Genomic DNA, 21,489 nt, shown 5'->3' on the forward strand with positions numbered 1-21,489 from the left:
TGACCCAGGTGAAGAGGCGGCGGCAGCGGGTCGGCGGGCGGTTGCCTGCTGTACTGCTGCTGCCCGCCCTCCTCGGGCTCGCCTTCCTGCTCGTCCCGCTCATCGGGCTGTTGGCTCAGGCGCCCTGGTCGACCTTGCCGGAGCGGTTGTTCAGTGTTGCTGTTGGGGAGGCGTTGAAGCTTTCGCTGATTTGTGCGACGTCGGCGACGGTGATCTGTCTGGTGCTCGGGGTGCCGTTGGCTTGGTTGCTGGCGCGGGCGGAGCTGCCCGGGCGGGGGATCATCCGGGCGTTGGTCACCGTGCCGCTCGTGCTGCCGCCCGTGGTGGGTGGGGTGGCGTTGCTGCTGGTGTTGGGGCGGCGGGGGCTGGTGGGTGAGCAGCTGGATCTTTGGTTCGGGTTCAGTTTGCCGTTCACGACGGCGGGGGTGATTGTGGCTGAGGCGTTTGTGGCTATGCCGTTCTTGGTGATCTCGGTGGAGGGCGCACTGAGAGCAGCGGATCCTCGGTATGAGGAAGCGGCCGCGACGCTGGGAGCTGGGCGGTGGTTGACGTTCAGGCGGGTGACCTTGCCATCGATCGCGCCGGGGATCGTGGCGGGCGCAGTACTGTGCTGGGCCCGGGCGCTGGGCGAGTTCGGGGCGACGATCACCTTCGCGGGCAACCTTCCGGGGCGTACTACGACGATGCCGCTCGCCGTCTATCTCGCGTTGGAGTCCGACCCGGACGTCGCCGTAGTACTCAGCATCGTTCTCCTCGCCGTGTCGGTCGTCGTGCTGGCCTGCCTGCGTGAGCGTTGGATCAGTGGGCTCCGATGACCCTGTACGCCGATCTGCACGTGACCCGTGACGCCTTCCGGCTCGACCTCGACCTCACCGTCGAGCCAGGCGAGGTAGTCGCCCTGCTCGGCCCGAACGGCGCCGGCAAGACCACCGCCCTCCGAGCCATCGCCGGCCTCCTCCCGATCACCGACGGCAGCATCCGCCTCGGCGACATCCTCTGGGACGAGCCACCGAGAACCTTCCGCTCGGCCGACCATCGCCCGATCGGAGTCGTCTTCCAGGACTACCTGCTCTTCGACCACCTGAGCGCCCTCGAGAACGTCGCCTTCGGCCTCCGCGCCCGCGGCACCGACAAACGCACGGCCCGCGCCACCGCCGCCCGCTGGCTCGAAACAGTCGGCCTGGCGGAGTACGCCAAAATCCGCCCGCGCTCCCTCTCCGGCGGCCAAGCCCAACGCGTCGCCCTGGCCCGCGCCCTGGCCACCTCCCCCGACCTACTCCTACTCGACGAGCCCCTAGCCGCCCTCGACGCGAGCACCACTCTCCACATCCGCGCCGAACTCGGCCAGCATCTCCAGCGGTACGACGGCCGCACCCTCCTCGTCACCCACGACCCACTGGATGCGATGGTCCTCGCCGACCGGCTGGTCATCGTCGAAAACGGCAAGGTCGTCCAGGAGGGCCCGCCCACCGAGATCGCCCGCCGCCCGCGCACGGAGTACGTCGCCCAACTGGTAGGCCTCAACCTGTACCGAGGCACCGCTACCGGCACGACCGTCAACCTCACAGACGGCGGCAAGCTGACCATCGCCACCCCGTCAGAAGGCAAGGTCTTCGTAGCCTTCCCACCCTCAGCCGTCAGCCTCTACCCCGAGCCCCCCACCGGCACCCCTCGCAACACCTGGCCGATGCAGGTAGCCGGCATCGAACAACACGCCCACACAGTCCGGGTCCGCCTGACCCCCGGCCGCTCCCCCGCCCCCGCAACGCTCCTGGCCGACATCACCACCGCAGCAGTAGCCGACCTCCACCTCACCCCCGGCCAAAACCTCCACGCCACCCTCAAAGCCACCGAGGTCCAGACGTATCCCGCCTGACGCACGGGTAGTGGGCATCACCCCCGCAGGTCGGCGACATACTCCCTGGCAGACGCCAGGATCTCGACGATCTTGGCTCGCTCGCCGGTCGAGAAGCGGCGGACCTGAAGGTCGAGAACTGCCTGGGCCTGGATCTCGTCCAGGCCGAAGTGCCGGGACAGCGCCTGCAGCGCGTCGTCCGTCGAGGCGGCGTTCGTCGAGCAGTTCGACGCGGCGATCGACCGCCACCAGGATGCCCTCGAAGATTCGTACCCGCTGTTCAGCCGCTTCCAGCTCCGCTGTCATCCTCCGATCATGCCCGGCCCACGGAGCATTGGCCCGGCCGAGGGGCGGGCAGTTGCCTGATGCAACGGTTGGGAGGGCGGATACTGGGTCCGACCGCTGGATCCGGTGATGGGAGACGTCGTGGCCGAGCCGAGTACCGAATGGCGTGAAGTGATCGAGTCCGGGGAGGCTGAGCGGCACGAGGCGCAGGGGAAGGCCTTTGCCGAGATGCAGGGGCGGAAGGACGAGAAGTTCGGGACCGGGCGGGCGTTGCACCGCAAGCAGGTGGCGGCGTTGCGGGCGACGTTGGACGTACCGGGCGACCTGCCGGCGCACGCCAAGCAGGGCATCTTCGCGATCCCGAACAAGTACGACACCTGGCTCCGGCTCTCCAACGGCGGCTTCAACCGGGCGCCGGACAGTACTCCGGACATCCGCGGCTTCTCCATCAAGGTGCTCGGCGTCAGCGGCAAGGGCGCGCTCGGCGGCGAGGCGGCCTCGCAGGACTTCGCCCTGATCAACCACGAACGGTTCAGCTCGGCGACCAGCGAGGACTTCGCCAAGGTCGTCACCACCGGCGGCAGCACACCGGGCAAGCTGCTGCTGCGGGTGCTCAAGAACCCGGGAATGATCCCCCAGCTCAAACTCGTGCAGGCCGCGCTCAAGGAGCCCTTCAGCGGCTTCGCCACGCACGACTTCTTCAGCGCCGCCCCGGTCGCCTTCGGCCCGTACGCCGTCCGCGTGAAGCTCGCAGCCGCTTCCGACCAGGTCAATGCCAAGGCGAGCGAGGACTGGGCCGCCGACATCTACCAACGACTCGACCAAGGCCCGCTCGTCTACGACTTCCAGGTGCAGTTCTTCACCGACGAGGAGCGGACCCCGATCGAGGACGCCGCCCGGGTCTGGGACTCGCCGTACCTGACCGTCGGCAAGCTGACCGTCCCCCGTCAGCACCCCGAGCCAGCCTTCGACAAGGAGGTCGAGTCGGCCAAGTTCGACCCCTGGAACGCGCTCGTCGAGCACCGCCCGCTGGGTGAGGTGATGCGCGCCCGCAAGGTCGCCTACTTCGCCAGCCAGCAGCACCGCTCGGCCGAATAGGGGTCCTACGAGGATTGCGCCGACAAGTTACGCCCTGTTACGTCACCGCCACGAACTGGCATGATGTAACAGGGGTTTCACCGCTCAAAGTGATCGTGACGTAACAAAGAGTGGTTATATACCCATCCGTAGGGTGTGAGTTCTTCACGGTCTAGTCGTGACGTCATGCACTACGCCAGCCCTCCTCCCGTTGCCCAAGATGTGCCGGGCACACCGATGAGAGGGGGGACGAATCGCCATGGAAAGTCACGAGCTCTACTGCCTGGCCGACCGGCGGTTCTACGACTCCCCGACCAACCGCGGTGCCGAGCACCCGGACTTCGCGCTCTGTTCGCGACCGGTCCCGGACGGCTGGAGCCACGTCCCCGGCGAGACCTGGATGCACTACGCGCCGGACGGTCTCGAGCTGCCGGCCCAGGGCTGGAAGATCCATGTCTCCTCCGGGCTCGAGGACGCGGAGAAGACGCTGGCCGTGGTGTGGGACTACTGCGTCCCCCGCGGCATCGCGTTCAAGTTCCTGCGCAACGAGCCCGTGATGCTGATGGTCAACTCGAAGTCCGCCCCGCGTGGTTCGAGTGGCAAGCTCGTCACCATCTACCCGGCCGACGAGGCCCAGCTGGAGCTCGTCCTCAAGGAGCTCGACGATCTCCTGCAAGGGATCCGCGGGCCGTACATCCTCAGCGACCTCCGGTACGCCGAAGGCCCGCTCTTCGTCCGGTACGGCGCCTTCATCAGCCGGTACTGCCTCAACGAAGGTGGCGAGCGCGTGCTCGCCCTCGCCGACGACAGCGGCCGGCTCGTTCCGGACCATCGCGGCCCGACCTTCTCGATGCCGCCGTGGATCGCCCTGCCGCCTTTCCTGCAAGAGCATCTGGACGCCCGCAACGCGGTCACCACGAACGAGCTGGCCTACACGATCGAAGGCGTCATCCAGTTCTCCAACGGCGGCGGCGTGTACCTCGGCCACCACAACGAGACCGGCGCCAAGGTCGTCCTGAAGGAAGGCCGGCCGCTCGCCGGGCTGGACATGAGCGGCCGCGACGCGGTCGCCCGGGTCGGCCACGAACGCGACATCCTGCAGCGCCTCGACGGCCTCGACGTGGTCCCGAAGGTGCACGACTACTTCGAGCTGGGCGAGCACCACTTCCTGGTCCAGGAGTTCGTCGACGCGAATCCGCTCCAGCGCGAACTCGTCAGCCGCTACCCGCTGACCCACCCGGACGCGACCGAGGCCGAGCTGTCCGGGTACGCCGACTGGGCCGCGCGGATGGTCGCCGACGTACAAGCCGCCGTCGCTCAACTGCACGGCCGGGGCGTGGTCTTCTGCGACCTCCATCCGGACAACGTGCTCCTCAGCAGTGCAATTGCCGACCCCCACCCCACCGCCCCGGTCGGGGGTGACCGGATGGTGCTGATCGACTTCGAGGTCGCGACACTCGTCGAGGACCAGGCGCGATCGGCCCTCGCGCACCCCGGATACGCCGCTCCCGGCGACCGGCAAGGCCCGGACGTCGACCTCTACGCGCTGGCCTGCATCACCCTCGGCCTGTTCGCGCCGCAGACGACGATGTTGCTGAATCTCCACCCCGGCAAGGCTTTCCAGCTCGCCGACATGATCGCCGAGACCTTCCCGGTACCGCGCCAGACGCTCGACCAGGCAGTCCGCACGATCGTCGGGCCCGAGCTGACCGGCGACCCGGAGATGGAGTCGCTCGCGCTGCCGGGGCAGGCGGAGTGGACCGACGTACGAGCGGCGCTCACCAAGGCGATCGTGGCCAGCGCGACTCCCGAGCGCGACGACCGGCTGTTCCCCGGCGACATCGCCCAGTTCCAGCCCGGCGGTGGCACCAACTTCGCGACCGGCGCGGCCGGCGTCCTTTACGCCCTCGACCAAACCGGAGCCGGGCGCTTCCCGGAGTACGAGGACTGGCTGCGCAAGCACGCCCTCACCAGCGAGATCGGCCCCGGCCTGTACGACGGGCTGCACGGCGTCTCGCACGTCCTCAACAGTCTGGGTCATGAGCAGGACGCCCTGGACCTCGTCGAGCGAACGCTGTCCGACCAGCTCGAGACGCGTGAGCTCGGCCTGCACAGCGGCCTGGCGGGCATCGGCCTCAACCTGCTGCACTTCACCGGCGAGCCAGTACTGCGGGCCAAGGCGATCCACGTGGTCGACCTGGTCGCAGACCGGCTCGGCGAGGTCGCCGACGTACCGGAGACCAGTGGCGGCGACAAGCCTCGGGCCGGGCTGATGTACGGCTCGTCCGGACCGGCCCTGCTCTTCCTCGAGGCCTACGAGCTGACCGGTGACACCGGCCTGCTCGACCTCGCGGAGATCGCCCTCGGGCAGGACCTCCGGCGCTGTGTTCAGACTCCCGACGGCACCGTCCAGGTGAACCAGGGCTGGCGCACTCTTCCTTATCTGGAGGAGGGTTCGGCCGGTATCGCGCTCGTCCTGCGACGGTTCCTCGAGCTCCGGCCCGAGTCGGAGCTGGCCGCGCAGCTCGATCCTCTGCGGCGGGTCACCCGCTGCTCCTACTACGTCCAGCCAGGCCTGTTCATGGGTCGCGCCGGTCTTCTCCTCGCCGCTCCGGCGCTCGGGGTCGAGACCACCGACCTGGTGCACGGACTCGGCTGGCACGCGATGCCGTTCGAAGGCGGTCTCGCGTTCCCCGGCAACCAGTTGCTCCGTCTCTCGATGGACCTGGCGACCGGATCGGCCGGCGTCCTGCTGGCCCTGGGTGCGGCGCTGCACGAGCAGCGCGTCACCCTCCCGTTCCTCGGACCTCCCCAGTGGTCCGAGTCCCCGTCCCTACTCACCTCGAAGGAGGTGTAAACAAATGGCACTTCTCGACCTTCAGGGTCTGGAGACCCCCGGCTACGGCCACGGCGGCCACCACCACGGTGGTTCCACGCTGACCGTTCTCGGCTGCGGTTCCCAGCGTCCGAGCAACCTGAGCCTTCTGCTCTGCCACTGATTCGGGCAACGAGGCAGCGCCGCCGGACGTCGGTGAGTGATGACCAAGGCGGCGTGAACCTCAGGTTCCGGGGGCCCTGGGTGGGCAGCATTCCCACCCAGGGCCGAACCTGCGTTACCCCTGGTCTGCCCGCGACGGGAGGAGGCACCCGTGCACGACCTCGACCTCAGCTACCCCGATGCCGAGCGGCAGCCGCTCGTCGATCACCTGCACGGCCACGCGATCCCCGATCCGTATCGCTGGCTGGAAGACGCCGCTACGCCGCAAACCAAGGCCTGGCAGGCGATCCAGGACCAGCTCTGGCTGAACCACGCGACCACGCTCCCCGGGCGGTACAAGCTCCGCAACCGGGTCCGAGCCCTGTCCAGCGTCGGTTCCGTCTCCACTCCTGTCTGGCGAGGCGACCACTGCTTCGTCGTTCGCCGCTCCGCCGCGCAGGAACATCCGGTCCTGTACGTCGATGACGCGGTCCTGCTCGACCCGCAGCAGCTCGACCCGACCGGCCGCACCACGCTCGACAGCTGGCAGCCGTCTCCTGACGGATCCCTCCTCGCTTTCCAGATCTCCCGAGGTGGCGACGAACAGTCGATTCTGCACGTCCTCGACGTCGCCACCGGCACGGTCGTCGACGGTCCGCTCGATGGCTGCCGCTACTCCCCTGTCGCTTGGCTGCCGGATGGGAAGTCCTTCTACTACGTACGATTCCGGCAGGTACTACGGCATGAGGTCGGCCAGTCCGACGACGAGCGGGTACTTCCCGGCGAAGCGGCGTACGGGCTGGATCTGAGTGCCGATGGGCGATGGCTGACGATCTCGGCGGCGCGTGGGACCGCGAACGATCTCTGGCTCGCCGACCTCACCACGGACCGTCCGCCGGCGGTCGTCCAGCAGGGCGTCGACGCGATCACCGTGATGTCGGTGGGCCGCGAGGGGCGCTTGTACGTCGTGACGACCCGCGATGCGCCGACCGGGAAGATCTGCGTCGGCGATCCCGAGGATCCGGCCGTCTGGCACGACTTCGTCCCCGCCGATCCGGACGCGCCGTTGAGCAGTCTGGCCATCCTCGACAAGGTGGTGCTGGTCGGGCGGACCCGGAACGCCATTGGTGAGATCGCGATCCACGACCTGGTCACCGGGCGGTACCTGGATGATGTCCCGTTGCCCGGCGTCGGCTCGGTGGGCTCGCTGGCCAGCCGTCCGGAGGGCGACAACCAGGTCTGGTTCTCCTACACCGACAGCGTCACGCCGTCAGCCGTCTACCAGTACGACGCGACCTCACACCAGACGACTCTCTGGTCGCCACCGCCGGGCGCGATCGGTGTCGCCGACGCGGACTCGCGGCAGGTCGACTTCACTTCACCGGACGGTACCGAGCTGCAGATGCTCATCGTCGGCAAGCCTGGCGAGCACGGTCCACGGCCCGCAATCCTCTACGGATATGGCGGTTTCGGGCAGTCGTTGACCCCGACGTACTCGGCCTTCGCGCTCGCCTGGGTGGCGGCCGGTGGCATCTTCGTCACGGCGACGCTGCGCGGGGGCGGCGAACGCGGCGACGACTGGCACAAGGCCGGCATGCTCGACCAGAAGCAGAACGTCTTCGACGACTACCTCGCCGCTGCCGAGACGCTGATTGCCGAAGGCTGGACCACTCCCGATCAACTGGCCCTCTGCGGCGAGTCCAACGGCGGTCTCCTGGTCGGCGCCGCCATCACTCAGCGCCCAGAACTCTTCGCCGCCGCGGTCCTCTCTGCCCCCTTGCTCGACATGGTCCGCTACGAACACTCCGGCCTCGGCGCAAGTTGGGTGCCGGAGTTCGGCTCAGCCGCCGATCCCGCGGCGCTGGCGAACCTGCTGTCCTACTCGCCGTACCACCGAGTGCGGCCCGGCGTGAAGTACCCCGCCGTCCTCTTCACCGTCTTCGGCGGCGACACCCGCGTAGATCCCTTGCATGCAAGGAAGATGTGCGCCGCCCTCCAACACGCCACCGAAGGCACCCACCCCGTCCTCCTCCGCTTCGAACAGGACACCGGCCACGCCGGGGGCTCTGCCTCCAAGGGCATAGGCCTAGCCGCAGACATGCTCGCTTTCCTAGGCCACCACACCGGGCTGACCCGATGATCGCCACCCACCCCAGCGGACTGCTCCGATGACCACGTCACTCCGCAGTGGCCCCGTGGCATATGGGGGCGGCCCCGCCAGCTTTGGTGCTGTCGCCCGGCACGGGCGGGGGTGGTTGCCGCTGATCGGCCTGACGGCTCTCGCTGGTAGCGGCGTGGCGCTTGCTTTGCCTTCTGTGCTTGGGCATTCGGTGGACGCGATCGTTGCTGGCGACAACTACGGCAAGTGGTTCACCATCGCCGCCGCACTCATCACCACCGGAATCGCCTGCAGCTTGATCGACGCCTTCGCCGGTACCGCCTGCGTCGCCGGTACCACCGCCTGGCTCCGGCACAGACTCGTCAGCCAGGTCGTCAACGGCGGGCCCGAAGGCACCCGTGAATTCGACCCCGGCGACCTCGTCAGCCGCGTCTCCGGCAATGCCTCCGACGCCGCCCAAGCAGGCCCAGCCGCCGTCACCACCGTCGCCGCCATGGCACCCCCGATCGGCAGCCTCGTCCTCCTCGCCCTCATCGACCCCTGGCTGGCCGTCGCCTTCTTCGGTGGCGTCATCCTCGTCATCGGCGTCCTCTTCGTCTTCGCCCGCCGTACCGCCGAGCTCAGCCTCGCCTACCAGGAAACCCAGGGCCGCATCTCCGCCCTCCTCACCGAAGCAGTAGCCGGCCTTCGCACCATCAGCTCCGCCGGCACCACAGCCCGCGAAGAACGCCGCATCCTCGGTTTCCTCCCTGATCTCCACAAGCACGGCCTCGAGACCTGGAAGGTCCTCGCCCGCTCCGGCGCCCAAGCCGCCATCGTCGGCCCGCTCGTCCTGGTCGCAGTCCTGGCCGTCGGCGGCCTCCAACTCGTCGACGGCCACATCACCGCAGGCGAACTCTTCGCCGCCAGCCAGTACGCCGTACTCGGCGCCGGACTCGGCAGCCTCACCGGCGTGATCGGCGAGATCGCCCGAGCCCGCGCAGGCATCCAGCGCGCAGCCGAGGTCTTCGCCATCACCCCCGTCACCCACGGGCTACTCCAACTACCGCCCGGCCCCGGCCGCCTGACCTTCGACGGCGTCACCGTCTTCGGCGAAGAGTCAGCCCTCTTGCAGGATGTCCACCTCGACCTCCCCGGCGGCGCGACCGTCGCAGTGGTCGGCCCCAGCGGCGCCGGCAAGTCCATCCTGGCCGGCCTGGCCGCCCGCCTGCGCGACCCCCATTTCGGTCAGGTCCTGCTGGACGGCGTACCGATCCAGGCCCTCAACCGGCAAGCCCTCCGTACTGCGGTCGGCTGCGCCTTCGAGCGGCCGACCCTGGTCGGCACGACCGTCGGGGATGCCATCTCGCACGACGCTGTCGGCCCGGTCCGGACCTTGGCCGCGGCCCGCGCCACCCACGCGCACGACTTCGTCAGCCGCCTCCCCGAGGGCTACTTCACTCCGTTGCCCAAGGCCCCTATGTCCGGCGGTGAACGCCAACGCCTCGGCCTTGCCCGGGCCTGGCCCGCAAGCCGCCTACTGGTGCTCGACGACGCGACCTCGAGCCTCGACACCGCGACCGAGATGCAGATCAGCAAGACCCTCACCGAGGACCGCCACCGCCGAACCCGCCTGATCGTCACCCACCGCACAGCGACCGCCGCCCGTGCCGACCTCGTCGTCTGGCTCGAGAACGGTCGAGTCCGCGCGGTCGACACCCACCAGGAGCTGTGGCAGCACGCCGACTATCGCGAGGTCTTCGGATGAACCGAGAGCTCCGCTATGGCGCCGCGGCCCTCCGCAAGCGGTCCACGATCAAGCTCGCACTCTGGTCGATCCCCGACATCCTCCCGACGGCCGTCTACGGTGTCGCGGTCGCCCACGCCACCGACAACTTCCTCGACGGCCGTGCCTGGCAAGGGATCGCCTGGCTCGGCGGCCTGATCGCAGCGGCCTGCTTCGGCGCCGCCGGCTCCCACCAGGTCTACGGCCGCCTCGGCCACCTCGTCGAGCCGCTCCGAGACGACCTCGTACGCCGCGTCGTCGGCGGCGCCCTGCGAACCGGTGACGAGGCAGCGGTGGCCCGGCTCAACCGCCAGGTCGAGATCGTCCGCGACACCTTCGCCGGCCTGGTGCTGGTGATCCGCAACTTCGCCGTCACGCTGCTCGGAGTACTGGTCGGGCTGCTGTCCTTGGCGCCTTTGGTCGCGGCGTTCGTCGTACCGCCGTTCCTGATCGGTTTTGCGTTGTCGCTGGCGGTGCTCGGGATGGCGGCCGATCGGGTGCGGGCGTCGTTGCAGGCCGATGAGGAGTTGGCGACGGCGGCGGGGATGACGTTCAGCGGCGTACGGGACATCACTGCCACGGGGGCTGAAGAGTTCGCCGAAGCCCTTGTAGGGAAGCCGATCGAGGCACAGGCGGCTGCCGAGCGGTCCCTTGCGAAGGTGGCCGCGCTGCGGACGTTGTGCTTCGCGGTCGGCGGTTGGGCACCGCTGCTGATCCTGATGGCCGCAGGTCCTTGGCTGGTCGGCCGCGGGATCAGTACCGGCACGCTGCTCGGTGGGCTCACCTACGTGCTCGTCGGCCTGCAACCCGCGTTGAGCACCGTGATGGGTGCGCTTGGCGAGAGCGGGCTGCGGTATGTCATCACGCTCGGCCGCATCCTCGATTCGGCGGCGCCGACGCCCGAGCCGCGGCCAGTCGATGAGGTGAACGGGTACCAGCTTCGCCTGCGTGGTTTGACCTTCGCGTACGGACCGTCTGCGGATCCCGTGCTCGAAGAGCTCGACCTGACCGTGGCCGAGGGAGAGCATCTGGCCGTGGTGGGGCCGAGCGGCATCGGCAAGTCGACTCTGGCCGGACTCGTCTGCGGGATGCTCGCGCCGACGAGTGGCCGGGTGTCGCTCGGCGACGTACCGCCCAGCGAAGTACCGGTGGAGCGGCTGGCGGCGACGCGGGTACTGATTCCGCAAGAGGCGTACGTCTTCAGCGGACCGTTGATGGAGAACCTCACCTACCTGCTGCCCGACGCGACGATCTCCGAGGTCATCCAGGCCGTCGAGGCCATCGGCGCCGGGCGGCTGGTCGATCGGCTCGGCGGCTTCGGCGCCCGGGTACGACCGGGCGAACTGTCGCCGGGCGAACGGCAGTTGATCGCGCTCGCTCGCGCCTACCTCTCGCCCGCACCGTTGGTCGTCCTCGACGAGGCGACGTGTTTCCTCGATCCGGAGGCCGAGCGGCGTGCGGAAGAGGCTTTCGCCAAGCGGGGTGGCACGTTGATCGTGATCGCGCACCGGATCAGTTCCGCGTTGCGCGCTCGCCGCATCCTCGTCCTGGACGGCAACAAGGCCGCGATCGGCACCCACCAGACGCTGCTGCGGACCTCACCGCTCTACCGCGAACTCCTCGGCCACTGGCAGCCCGCGTCCGACCAGATCCAGCCGGCATCCTGAGCCGCCAGATCCAGCCTGCGTCCCGAGCCGTCAAGTCCAGCCGGCGTCGAGCCGCCAGATCCAGCCTGCGTCTTGGGCGTCAGATCCAGCCGGCGTCCTGGGCCTTGCGGATCGCCTCGATCCGGCTGCGCGCGCCCGTCTTGGCGAGGATGCGGGACAAGTAGTTCCGCACGGTGCCGGCGCTCAGGCTGAGCGTCCGCGCGATCTCCTGCGCGGTCGCGCCGGTCGTCACCTGCCGGAGCACTTCGCACTCGCGGTCGGTGAGCGGATTGTCACCCGCCTTCAGCGCGGCGACCGCCAGCCGGACATCGACCACCGGCAACCCCTTGGCCACATCGCGAACCGCCTCGGCCAGCTGGTCGGTCGACGAGTCCGTCGCGATCAGCCCGATCCGCGGCGCCTGCTTGACCAGCGCGAGGCTGGTCGCGGCGATCGCCTCGTGGTCGATCAGCACCAGCACGCCGGGCCCGGTCAGCTTGCGGCACAAGTCCTCGATCCCGAGCTTGCCGGGCAGTTGCGGATCGAGCAGCACCACATGCGGTCGCCGGCCGATCGCGACCATCACCTCGTCCGAGGACTCCACCTCGGCCACCACGTCCAGGTCGTTCTCTCGGGCCAACACCGCGGCCAGTGCACCTCGCACCATCGTGCCGCGGTGGCCGAGGACTACTCGGATCACCGCACGCCCCCATCACGTCGATTGCCTCAGCACGGCACCGCCCAGGCGTCGGCCCGGTCCCGTCCCTGGGTCAACGAGCGAACACGGCAGAGGGCACGCACAAATCCGCCCCCACCCCCAAAGCAAGCGCTTGTCCACCCACCGAGAACGCCCCTCACAACCCGCCCACCCCCACCACCGGCACCCTCACCCCAACCGGCAACCTCGCCCCCCAACCGGCAACTTTGAACCCCAACCGGCAACCTCGCCCCCCAAGCAGCGACTTTGAACACCAAATGGCAACCTCGCCCCCGAGCGGCGACCTTGAACACCAAGCGGCGACCTTGAACACCAAACGGCGACCTTGAACAAGCAATAACGTGTTCAAGCCCACCGCCTCCTGTTCACAGTCGCCGGATGCCGAGCAAGCCCACCACTGGTGGGCTCGAACACCCGGCGGTGGGCTTGAACACCCGGCGGTGGGCTTGAACAGCCGGCGGTGGGCTCGAACACCCGGCGGTGGGCTCGAACAGCCGGCGGTGGGCTTGGACAAGAAATAGCGTGTTCAAGGTCACCGGATGGTGTTCAAGGTCGCCGCTCGGGGGGCGGGCAGGCTGCTGAAACAGGTCGTTCTCCGGTGGGAAACCGTTCTGTTGTTGGGTTTTCGGGATCTTCGAAGTCTGCGAAATCTTCTGCGGAAATGCTGATCCCTCTTGCGCTCCGGCGCTGCTTCGAGCACGATGGGCCGATCACCGTTACCGATGCGTGATCATTCGGACGCTGTCTCGTGATCTGCCCGGATGCCCGTCCCCTGCACCCCCGAAGGGAGTGGTACCTCACCAGACTGCGGAGCCCGGTACGGCCGTAGCTGTTCGAGCGGCCGATGATCCGAGCCTCACGCACCCAGGTGACGTCCACCTTCACCTCACTCCGGCCGCACTTGCCCGGAGCGCTGGTTCTCGGGGCAAGTGCGCAACGCGGCTGAATCATCCGGGCTGAGAAATCCACCATGCCCAGCTCATGAGGAGCAGAACCCTGATGTCCAAAGCACGACATGCCCGCCCCCGGCGAAGTACCCGCCGGGTAGTCCGGACCCTCTCGATCGCCGGCCTCGGCGCCGGGATCACCGCCGCAGGAGCGGGTGGCGCGTTCGCCGCCGACTACAAGGTGAAGGCCGGTGACACGCTGTCGGAGATCGCCCAGGCCAACGGCGCCGACTGGCACCAGCTCGCCAAGCTCAACAACCTGAAGAACCCGGACCTGATCCTGATCGGTCAGACCCTCAAGCTCGACGGCGTGACCGCGACCGCCGTCCGGCAGACCGAGAAGAAGCGGGTCGTGCACAAGACCCGGACGGTCAAGAAGTCCACGATCCACAAGAAGAAGTACAAGGCTCGCCCGACCCGCTCGAACGATCGCCCCTCGACCGGCAGCGGCAATGCGAACCTCAGTGGCGCCTGGGCCAAGGTGGCCAACTGCGAGTCCAGCGGCAACCCCAAGGCCGTGAACCCGGCGGGCTACTACGGCCTGTTCCAGTTCGACCTGCAGACCTGGCGCAGCGTCGGCGGCACCGGCAATCCGACCAAGGCGTCGGCGGCCGAGCAGCTCATGCGCGCCAAGAAGCTCTACGCCCAGCGTGGCGCCTCCCCGTGGCCGGTCTGCGGGAAGTACCTGCGCTGACCCTCTGAGCTACTGCGGCCCGCGGGCAGACCCCAACCCTCGCCCGCGGCCGCAGTCCTCTCAGCGGTTCGGAACCAGCGGTTCGGAATCAGCGGTTCAGGACCAGCATCTGGTCCGCGCCGACCTGGAACTCGTACGGCACCTTGCGGATCTCCGATCGCACCGGCCGCAAGTCGTCCAGCAGGTCGGGCAAGTACGGGACCGCATCGCCGGCACCCTGCTGGACGAGCGGGAAGATCCGTACTTCGGAACGGCTGACCCGGACGAGTTCCTTCAACGCGGCGAGATGCCAGTCGCGGTCGTACTTGTCGGCCCAGGTGAAGAGCAGGTGCGAGCACAGCACCAGATCGAACCGCCCGTCCTCGAACGGCAACTCCGGCAGGCTGCCCGCGACGTACCGCTCGGGCGCCGTGGTCACGTCCTGCAGGAACCGGTCCGCGGCCTCGATCCGCAGATCGTCCTTGCGGCCCGGATCGCCGTACCAATGCCAGACGAAGCTGGCCGCGTGCTGGTCGACGATCTGCGCGCCCTGCGGCAGGCTGCGGCGTACCGTGTCGACGAGCTCCGGCGTCGGCAGCTCGTAGGCCTGGTCGACCGCGACGGCGTCGACGCCCCGGGCGGCCGCCTCGGCGGTGAAACTCGAACCGCCCGCGCAACAGTCGAGGATCGAATCGGGTAACTCGGTCAAATCGAACATCGCCTCGTACTCGGCGTACGAGCGAGATGTCACCAACACGTGGGCACTACCTCTCGACGGATTGCCTGCTGAGCCGGCGGTCGAGAAGGGTGGCCCCGGCTGCCAGAGCGAGGAACAGTAGCGCGACGAACAGACAGTTCAGCAGGACCCTGCCGTAGCCGTGCAGGCCGACGTCGATGAACGGGTACGGATAGAAGCCCGTCCCCTCGCCGCGGATCAGCGTGAACGCCACCCAGAGCAGCGGATAGACGATCGACCACGCCACGATCCGGCCGTCGGTCTGCCCGCGCGGGCCGGTCAGCAACCACCCCAGTACGCCGAGCAGCGGAGTGGCCGTATGGACCAGCAGGTTCGCGACCCACGCCCAGCCGGACAAGCTGTCGCTGCCGGCGAGCACCAGGTGGTACACGATCCCGGTCACCGCGATGCAGAGCACGCCGTTGAGCCGGAGCGTCTTGAACAGCGTGCCGTCGCCGCCACGGCCGAGCGCGAGCAGCAGGCACGTCCCGCCGAGCAACAGGTTGGACTGGATCGTGAAGTAGGCGAAGACATTCAGAACCCGCTCGGGATTCTCTTTGTAGAAGCCGTCCCCGCTCGAAGTCGCGGTGACCAGCAACTGGATCAGGACACCCAGGAAGACGATGAGTGCCGTGACTCCGGACCAGATCCGTCCTTGCTTTCGCATGGTGGCAATGTACGGCTTCCAGGTGGGTCAGACGGGGAGGTCGCACCGCTGTAGCTGAACGAGACGAAGCCGTCGATCACCAGCACGATCGTCCAGGTCCAGGCCGGGCCGAGCAGCGCGTCGAACCCCTTGCCGGACAGCAGGCCGAGCGCGATCATCACGCCGACTCCGACGGCGTACGCGAGCAGGTGGTGATACCAGCCGGAACGCTCGTGTCGCGCCTTCTCGCGGGTCCCCTTCTTCGGCTTGAGCGGCCGCGGCCCGCCGGCGAACTTGTACGCCGCCCAGCCGTCCGCCCACTTCAGGCTCCGATGACCGAAGCCGACGCTGACCCCGATGAAGATCGCGGCCAGCGAGTGCTTGAACGCCGGCTCCCCACCGGACCGGATGTCGATCACGCTCGCGACCAGCATCACCACGTCCACCAGCGGGACCATCGCGAGCAGCACCATGCCCAGCCGCGGCAGGCGCAGCAGATAGCGGGACGTCATCCCGGCGGCGAGCAGGACCCAGAAGCCGATCTCACAGCCGGCGATCACAGCGAGCAGCACAAGGATTCACCCCTCCGTTTATTTCATACGCTTGTGTTTATATGATCGACTCTAACACGGTTGTGCTAAAAAGGGCAGATGCCGAAGATCGTCGACCACGACACCCGCCGCGAGGAGATCGCCCAGGCGCTCTGGCGGGTGGTCCGCCGCGACGGGATCCGCGCGGCGTCGGTGCGCTCCGTCGCCGCCGAGGCCGGCTGGTCCGCCGGCGCGGTCCGCTACTACTTCCCCGACCAGGCCGGCCTGATCGCGTTCGCGATGGACCTGGTCTCCCGCCGGGTCGGCGACCGGATCAGGGCGCTCGACACCACCGGCCCGCTGACCGACGTCGTACTGCGCTTCCTGGAGGAGGTGATCCCGCTCGACCCCGAACGGCAGGCCGAGTTCGACATCTGGCTCTCCTTCATCGCCCAGGCCCAAGCCGAGTCCGGCGCCGGCGGCCTCCGCGAAGTCCTCGCCCCGGTCCACCAAGGCCTCCGCGACCTCTGCGCCTCCCTGCTCAGCTCCCTGTCCGAGGCCGGCGTCCTCCGCCCGGACCTGCGGATCGATCTGGAGACCGACCGTCTGCACGCCCTGATCGACGGCCTCTCCCTGCACGCAGCGGTCGATCCCACCGCCAGCACCCCGGACCGCGTACGGGAGATCCTCCGCAGACACCTGGTAGAACTCCAGCCGTGACCGTCACCATCGACCGCCACGGCCCACGCGACGACCTCACCTGGTTCCAGGAGTACCTGGACGACCTGGACCCACTCGAGTGGCAGATCGAAGCATTGGGCACCCGGCCCCAGCACGTGAAGCTCGTCATGACCGACGCCGCCAAGGAGCTGGGCTTGCGCCAGCTGCTCACCCCGGACGACGAGCGGCTGACTGATCTCTTCGAGCTGTACGTCCGTAGCGGTGCCGCCACCCTGGCGAGACAAGCGGCCGGTCCGGGTACCTTCACGGTCACTCTCGCCGGGCAGGAGGTGGAGCTCGACCGCGCTACCGAACGACGCGATCCCGGCTTCCTGGAGAAGCTCGCGGCGCTGGGAGCAGCAGCATTCGACGATCAGCAGTCGCTGGAGCTGACCGCCGCCGGCCTCGGCCACTCGACGGTGCTGCACGCCTTTCATGCGCTGGTCACCGGCGATCCGCATGCGGGTGAGCTGCTGCGGTCGGCGATCGAGGAGCTCGATCTCAGCCACTGTCTGCTCGGTCCGTGGAACGAGCACATCGAGTTGCCGCTGCTGAAGCTCGCCCAGGCAGTGCTCGACGGAGGGTTCGAGGAGCAGCTCGTCGCGACACTGGGGTCGCACCGGCATTGGTACGAGAACTGCGAGGCCAACCCGGGTGAATCCAACGCGCGGGACCCGCTCGGGTTCGTCGCGTTCGGGCCGGTCTGCCTGGCGGCCATCGCGCGGCAACGTGGGATCGCCTTCGCCGTCAGGTCGGAGTACCTGCCGGAGTGTCTCGTTCGGTGATCGGCCGGGTGCCGAGAAGATTCGCTGAACCCTGACTAAAAGGTTGTCCTGCGTGGCACGATCCCCTACATGGAGACCGAGGGGGTGATCGTCGTCAGCGGGATCATGGCGGCAGGGAAATCCACTGTCTCCCAACTGCTCGCCGAACGATTCCAGTACGGCGTCCATCTGCACGGTGATGTCTTCCGCCGGATGATCGTCAGCGGCCGGGCCTCGGCCGCGACCGACAACGGCGAGGAAGCGCAGAAGCAACTCAAGCTGCGCTACCGGATCGCCTGCCAAGTCGCCGACAGCTATGCGCAGGGCGGCTTCACGGTGGTACTCGAGGATGTCGTGATCGGCGAGCTGCTGCGCGAGTTCCTCGACGGTATCGAGACCCGGCCGCGCTATCTGGTCGTCCTCACTCCGCGCCCCGACGTGATCCACGACCGGCTCGGCTACGGGCACGAGCATTCGGTCGACGAGCTCGACTACGAACTGCACGCCTTCAGCCCGCGCCGCGGCCTCTGGCTGGACAACTCCGACCTCTCCCCGCACGAGACCGTCGACGCCATCCTCGGCCGACTCGACGAGGCCAAGTTCGAGTAGTCGGCGTCGCTACTCCAGAGTAGTTTGGCTGGATGGCGACCGTACGGCGTACTTCGTGCAACCTGTGTGAGGCCATCTGCGGTGTGCTCGTGACCGTCGAGAGCGGCCGTGTCACCGACATCCGCGGCGACGAGGCGGATCCGCTGTCCCGCGGACACATCTGCCCGAAGGCCGTCGCGCTGCGCGACCTCCAGGACGACCCCGACCGCCTCACCCAGCCGGTACGCCGGACCGCCACCGGCTGGCAAGAGCTCAGCTGGGACGAGGCGTACACGCTCGTCGCGACCCGGCTGCGAGCGGTCCAACAGGAATCCGGCCGGAACTCGATCGGCGTCTATCTCGGCAACCCGAACGTGCACAGCGTCGGCGCGATGACCCACATGCCGACCGTGGTCCGGCTGCTGAAGACGCGCAACAGGTTCAGCGCGACGTCGGTCGACCAACTGCCGCACATGCTCGCGGTCCATCTGCTCTACGGGCATCAACTGATGGTCCCGGTCGCCGACATCGACCGGACGTCGTACCTGCTGATGCTCGGCGCGAATCCGCTCGCGTCCAACGGCAGCATGATGACGGCGCCCGGCTTCGGACGGCGGCTCAAGGAGGTACAGAAGCGGGGCGGGCGGGTCGTGGTGATCGATCCACGACGGACCGAGACGGCGGCGGTGGCCGATGAACATCAGTTCGTCCGGCCGGGTACGGATGCTGCTTTTCTGCTGGCGTTGATTCACGTCATCCTGGCCGACGGGGTTACTGAGGTGGCTCCGTACGTCGATGGTCTCGAGACCGTCGAAGAGGTGACGCGGGAGTGGACGCCGGAGCGGGCAGCTGGGGTGACGGGGATTGCGGCGGAGGATATCCGGCGGCTGGCACGGGAGTTCGCGGCCGCTGACAAGGCTGCTTGTTACGGGCGGCTCGGGGTGTCGACGCAGCAGTTCGGGGCGATCTGCCAGTGGGCCGTGCAGGTGCTCAACATCATCACCGGCAACCTCGATCGGCCGGGTGGGTCGATGTTCCCGCGGCCGGCGGTCGATACGTTGCGTGGGATCGGGCGCGGGCACATCGGTGTCTGGAGGAGCCGGGTGCGGTCGCTGCCGGAGTTCGGTGGCGAGCTGCCGGCGTCGGCGATGGCCGAGGAGATCCTGACGCCGGGCGACGGGCAGATCCGCGCGATGGTGACGATCGCCGGCAACCCGGTGCTGTCGACTCCCAACGGACGGCGGCTGGACGAGGCGTTGCCGACGCTGGACTTCATGGTGTCGATCGATCCGTACATCAACGAGACGACACGGCATGCCGACGTGATCCTGCCGCCGACGCCGCCACTCGAGCGGGAGCACTACGACTTGGCGTTCCACCAACTCGCAGTACGGAACACTGCGCGGTGGAACGACGCCGTGCTGCCGCGGCCGTCGGAGTCCCGGCACGACTGGGAGATCTTCCGGGGGCTGGGGCTTGCGTTGCTGGGTTCCCCCGGTCTCAATCGGCAGAAGCTGCTCGCTGCCGCGCGACTGCGTCTGTCGCCGCGGCGCATCGTCGATCTTGGATTGCGGATCGGGCCTTACCGGTTGTCCGTACGCAAGCTGCGAAAGTCCGTCGGCGGGGTGGATCTCGGGCCGCTGCAACCGGCGCTGCCTGGTCGGCTCTATACGAAGACCAAACGCATCGACCTGGCCCCGGCGATGATCCTCGATGATCTGCCACGCGCTTTCACCGCGCTGTTCTCGGATGCCCTGGACGACGGGCTGCTGCTGATCGGGCGGCGGCACCTGCGCAGCAACAACTCCTGGATGCACAACTCGGCCCGCCTGGTGAAGGGCAAGCCGCGCCACCAACTGCTGATGAACCCGTCGGATCTGAAGGCCCGCCAACTGTCGGACGGGCAGCTGGTGGACATCACCTCGGCCGCCGGCACCATCTCGGTCGAAGTTGCCTCTAGCAACGACATGATGCCGGGGGTGGTCAGCCTTCCGCACGGCTTCGGGCATGGCCGGAAGGGCGCGCAGCTGTCCGTCGCCAACCAGGTCGCCGGCGCGAGCGTCAACGACATCACGGACAGCGCGCTCACTGACCCCGTTGCGGGAACCGCTGCCCTGAACGGCGTACCGGTCAAGGTGACGGCCGCCCCACCCAACTGACCCACTCCGGCGACCTTGAACACCATCCGGTGACCTCGGACATGAAATGCGATGTCCGCGGTCACCACTTCGTGTTCAAGGTCACCACTTCCGTACCGGAACTTCAGGCGGGTGGCGGCCCCGAGCTGCCGCGCACGACCAGCGCGGGCGTGGAGTAGAGGTGCGACTGCGGCATCGCGCCGTCCAGCAGGTCGAACAGGCGATGGGCGACCTCGGCGCCGTAGGCAACGATGTTGTGGCTCATCGCGGTCAGCGTCGGATGGGTCAGCCGGCACAGGGTCGAGTCGTCCCAGGCGACCAGCGTGACATCGGCCGGCGAACGCAGCCCGAGCTCGTTCACCACCGACAGACCGGCCACGGCCATCAGGTCGTTGTCGTAGATGATCGCCGTCGGACGGTCCTTGCCGGCCAGCAGCTCCCGCGTCGCGGCAGCGCCTCCCTCACCGGAGAAGTCGGTGTGTACGACGTGCTCCTCCAGCCCGAGTCGCCGGCTCACCGCGGCAAACGCCTGGTCGCGGATCCAGACGTGACCGTGTTCGGGCGGCCCGGCCACCCGGGCGATCGACCGGTGGCCGAGCGATGCGACGTGTTCGACGGCGGCGTACATCGCCGTCGTACCGTCGGTCCACACGCACGCCAACCCGTCCGCGAGTGCTGGGTCCCCGACCAGCACCGCGGGCAGTTCGAGCTTGCGCAGCAACGGAATCCGCGGATCGTCGACCCGCAGATCGACGACGAGCACTCCGTCGACCCGTCGCTCGGCGGCCCACTTGCGGTAGGTCGCCATCTCGTCGGCCAGGTCCGGTACGACCTGGAGAGCGAGCGCGTACGACCGGTCGCTCAGCACGGACTCCACGCCACCGACGAAGCCCATGTAGAACGGTTCCTCACTCAGGGTCTTGGCGGTCCGGGCCAGCACCAGTCCGAACGTCTCACTGCGCGCGGCCGACAACTGCCGCGCCGCCCGGTTGGGCACCCACTCCAGTTCCTCGGCGACCTTGAGCACACGAGCCCGGGTGGCCTCACTGACCCCCGGCTGGTTGTTCAGCGCGTACGACACCGCGCCTTTGGAGACGCCGGCCCGTCGGGCAATCTCCTTGATCGTGATTCGGGGCACGATGGCCTCCTTCGAACGGGCGGTCCGAACCGTGACGGGCGGTCCGGTAAGCCCCCATTCTGCGACCACCGTGTACTCCCTGTCTCCAGGTAAACGCTCTCCACCACCCTCCGCAATCATTTGATCAAACATCCGAGGTCTGGACACGAAACGTAGTCAACCGGCTA

Annotated in this window: 18 protein-coding genes; 13 read left to right on the plus strand and 5 right to left on the minus strand. The window is 68.2% G+C overall.

Annotation, left to right across the window (positions count from 1 at the left end; translation table 11 throughout):
• Positions 1 to 8 precede the first annotated feature (8 nt).
• From modB to ABD768_RS13440, 8 genes are all read left to right on the plus strand, one after another.
• Positions 9 to 815, plus strand: coding sequence for a molybdate ABC transporter permease subunit (gene modB, locus ABD768_RS13405; RefSeq protein WP_343975299.1), 807 nt, complete (start codon positions 9 to 11; stop codon positions 813 to 815).
• Positions 812 to 1,876, plus strand: coding sequence for an ABC transporter ATP-binding protein (locus tag ABD768_RS13410; protein ID WP_344840645.1), 1,065 nt, complete (start codon positions 812 to 814; stop codon positions 1,874 to 1,876). The genes modB and ABD768_RS13410 overlap by 4 nt, the downstream gene beginning before the upstream one ends.
• Before the next feature lie 393 nt (positions 1,877 to 2,269).
• Positions 2,270 to 3,238 (plus strand): catalase family protein, encoded by a 969-nt coding sequence (locus ABD768_RS13415; RefSeq protein WP_344840647.1) that lies wholly within the window; start codon positions 2,270 to 2,272, stop codon positions 3,236 to 3,238.
• A 238-nt stretch (positions 3,239 to 3,476) separates the two neighbouring features.
• Positions 3,477 to 6,074, plus strand: coding sequence for a class III lanthionine synthetase LanKC (gene lanKC, locus ABD768_RS13420; RefSeq protein ID WP_344840648.1), 2,598 nt, complete (start codon positions 3,477 to 3,479; stop codon positions 6,072 to 6,074).
• A gap of 4 nt (positions 6,075 to 6,078) precedes the next feature.
• The gene (locus tag ABD768_RS13425; protein WP_012924049.1) at positions 6,079 to 6,216 is read left to right on the plus strand and encodes a SapB/AmfS family lanthipeptide; all 138 of its coding nucleotides are present in this window, start codon (positions 6,079 to 6,081) and stop codon (positions 6,214 to 6,216) included.
• 150 nt (positions 6,217 to 6,366) lie between these two features.
• Complete coding sequence (locus ABD768_RS13430; RefSeq protein WP_344840650.1) at positions 6,367 to 8,334, plus strand: prolyl oligopeptidase family serine peptidase; 1,968 nt, start codon at positions 6,367 to 6,369, stop codon at positions 8,332 to 8,334.
• Between the two features lie 28 nt (positions 8,335 to 8,362).
• On the plus strand, positions 8,363 to 10,060 hold the full coding sequence (locus tag ABD768_RS13435) for an ABC transporter ATP-binding protein (RefSeq protein WP_344840652.1): 1,698 nt from the start codon (positions 8,363 to 8,365) through the stop codon (positions 10,058 to 10,060).
• The gene (locus ABD768_RS13440; protein ID WP_344840654.1) at positions 10,057 to 11,745 is read left to right on the plus strand and encodes an ABC transporter ATP-binding protein; all 1,689 of its coding nucleotides are present in this window, start codon (positions 10,057 to 10,059) and stop codon (positions 11,743 to 11,745) included. Before ABD768_RS13435 ends, ABD768_RS13440 begins: the two co-directional genes overlap by 4 nt.
• A gap of 79 nt (positions 11,746 to 11,824) precedes the next feature.
• Here the strand turns inward: ABD768_RS13440 and ABD768_RS13445 are convergent, their stop codons facing one another.
• Positions 11,825 to 12,424 (minus strand): response regulator transcription factor, encoded by a 600-nt coding sequence (locus ABD768_RS13445; RefSeq protein WP_343975269.1) that lies wholly within the window; start codon positions 12,422 to 12,424, stop codon positions 11,825 to 11,827.
• A 1,017-nt stretch (positions 12,425 to 13,441) separates the two neighbouring features.
• Here ABD768_RS13445 and ABD768_RS13450 point away from each other — a divergent pair.
• Complete coding sequence (locus ABD768_RS13450) at positions 13,442 to 14,083, plus strand: transglycosylase family protein (protein ID WP_343975266.1); 642 nt, start codon at positions 13,442 to 13,444, stop codon at positions 14,081 to 14,083.
• Positions 14,084 to 14,171: 88 nt separating this feature from the next.
• On the opposite strand, the gene ABD768_RS13455 is transcribed toward ABD768_RS13450, so the two are convergent.
• From ABD768_RS13455 to ABD768_RS13465, 3 genes are read right to left on the minus strand one after another with little or no spacing between them, the layout of a single operon-like run.
• Positions 14,172 to 14,819, minus strand: coding sequence for a class I SAM-dependent methyltransferase (locus tag ABD768_RS13455; RefSeq protein ID WP_343975263.1), 648 nt, complete (start codon positions 14,817 to 14,819; stop codon positions 14,172 to 14,174).
• Between the two features lie 7 nt (positions 14,820 to 14,826).
• Positions 14,827 to 15,465 carry a Pr6Pr family membrane protein gene (locus ABD768_RS13460; protein ID WP_343975260.1) on the minus strand — a complete coding sequence of 213 codons (639 nt, stop codon included), beginning with the start codon at positions 15,463 to 15,465 and terminating at the stop codon, positions 14,827 to 14,829.
• Positions 15,402 to 16,016 (minus strand): 2TM domain-containing protein, encoded by a 615-nt coding sequence (locus tag ABD768_RS13465; RefSeq protein ID WP_344840658.1) that lies wholly within the window; start codon positions 16,014 to 16,016, stop codon positions 15,402 to 15,404. The genes ABD768_RS13460 and ABD768_RS13465 overlap by 64 nt, the downstream gene beginning before the upstream one ends.
• Before the next feature lie 78 nt (positions 16,017 to 16,094).
• Here ABD768_RS13465 and ABD768_RS13470 point away from each other — a divergent pair, with 78 nt between their 5' ends.
• The 4 genes from ABD768_RS13470 (at position 16,095) to ABD768_RS13485 (ending at position 20,205) form a co-directional block, all read left to right on the plus strand.
• Positions 16,095 to 16,694 (plus strand): TetR/AcrR family transcriptional regulator, encoded by a 600-nt coding sequence (locus ABD768_RS13470; RefSeq protein ID WP_344840659.1) that lies wholly within the window; start codon positions 16,095 to 16,097, stop codon positions 16,692 to 16,694.
• On the plus strand, positions 16,691 to 17,479 hold the full coding sequence (locus tag ABD768_RS13475; RefSeq protein ID WP_344840661.1) for an Imm49 family immunity protein: 789 nt from the start codon (positions 16,691 to 16,693) through the stop codon (positions 17,477 to 17,479). Before ABD768_RS13470 ends, ABD768_RS13475 begins: the two co-directional genes overlap by 4 nt.
• A 69-nt stretch (positions 17,480 to 17,548) precedes the next feature.
• The gene (locus ABD768_RS13480; RefSeq protein ID WP_343975244.1) at positions 17,549 to 18,067 is read left to right on the plus strand and encodes a P-loop nucleotide/nucleoside kinase family protein; all 519 of its coding nucleotides are present in this window, start codon (positions 17,549 to 17,551) and stop codon (positions 18,065 to 18,067) included.
• A 32-nt stretch (positions 18,068 to 18,099) separates the two neighbouring features.
• Positions 18,100 to 20,205 carry a molybdopterin-dependent oxidoreductase gene (locus ABD768_RS13485; protein WP_344840662.1) on the plus strand — a complete coding sequence of 702 codons (2,106 nt, stop codon included), beginning with the start codon at positions 18,100 to 18,102 and terminating at the stop codon, positions 20,203 to 20,205.
• A 103-nt stretch (positions 20,206 to 20,308) separates the two neighbouring features.
• Here the strand turns inward: ABD768_RS13485 and ABD768_RS13490 are convergent, their stop codons facing one another.
• Positions 20,309 to 21,322 (minus strand): LacI family DNA-binding transcriptional regulator, encoded by a 1,014-nt coding sequence (locus ABD768_RS13490; RefSeq protein WP_344840664.1) that lies wholly within the window; start codon positions 21,320 to 21,322, stop codon positions 20,309 to 20,311.
• Positions 21,323 to 21,489: the final 167 nt, after the last annotated feature.

The sequence above is a fragment of the Kribbella ginsengisoli genome, assembly GCF_039537185.1.
In the GTDB taxonomy this organism is placed as follows: Bacteria; Actinomycetota; Actinomycetes; order Propionibacteriales; family Kribbellaceae; genus Kribbella; species Kribbella koreensis.

Coding starts and splice junctions, on each gene's coding strand:
- ABD768_RS13460 (WP_343975260.1), bottom strand. CDS start 15,465: ATGCGAAAGCAAGGACGGATCTGGTCCGGAGTCACGGCACTCATCGTC.
- ABD768_RS13470 (WP_344840659.1), top strand. CDS start 16,095: ATGCCGAAGATCGTCGACCACGACACCCGCCGCGAGGAGATCGCCCAG.
- ABD768_RS13440 (WP_344840654.1), top strand. CDS start 10,057: ATGAACCGAGAGCTCCGCTATGGCGCCGCGGCCCTCCGCAAGCGGTCC.
- ABD768_RS13435 (WP_344840652.1), top strand. CDS start 8,363: ATGACCACGTCACTCCGCAGTGGCCCCGTGGCATATGGGGGCGGCCCC.
- ABD768_RS13425 (WP_012924049.1), top strand. CDS start 6,079: ATGGCACTTCTCGACCTTCAGGGTCTGGAGACCCCCGGCTACGGCCAC.
- ABD768_RS13410 (WP_344840645.1), top strand. CDS start 812: ATGACCCTGTACGCCGATCTGCACGTGACCCGTGACGCCTTCCGGCTC.
- ABD768_RS13450 (WP_343975266.1), top strand. CDS start 13,442: ATGTCCAAAGCACGACATGCCCGCCCCCGGCGAAGTACCCGCCGGGTA.
- ABD768_RS13480 (WP_343975244.1), top strand. CDS start 17,549: ATGGAGACCGAGGGGGTGATCGTCGTCAGCGGGATCATGGCGGCAGGG.
- ABD768_RS13415 (WP_344840647.1), top strand. CDS start 2,270: ATGGGAGACGTCGTGGCCGAGCCGAGTACCGAATGGCGTGAAGTGATC.
- ABD768_RS13485 (WP_344840662.1), top strand. CDS start 18,100: ATGGCGACCGTACGGCGTACTTCGTGCAACCTGTGTGAGGCCATCTGC.
- lanKC (WP_344840648.1), top strand. CDS start 3,477: ATGGAAAGTCACGAGCTCTACTGCCTGGCCGACCGGCGGTTCTACGAC.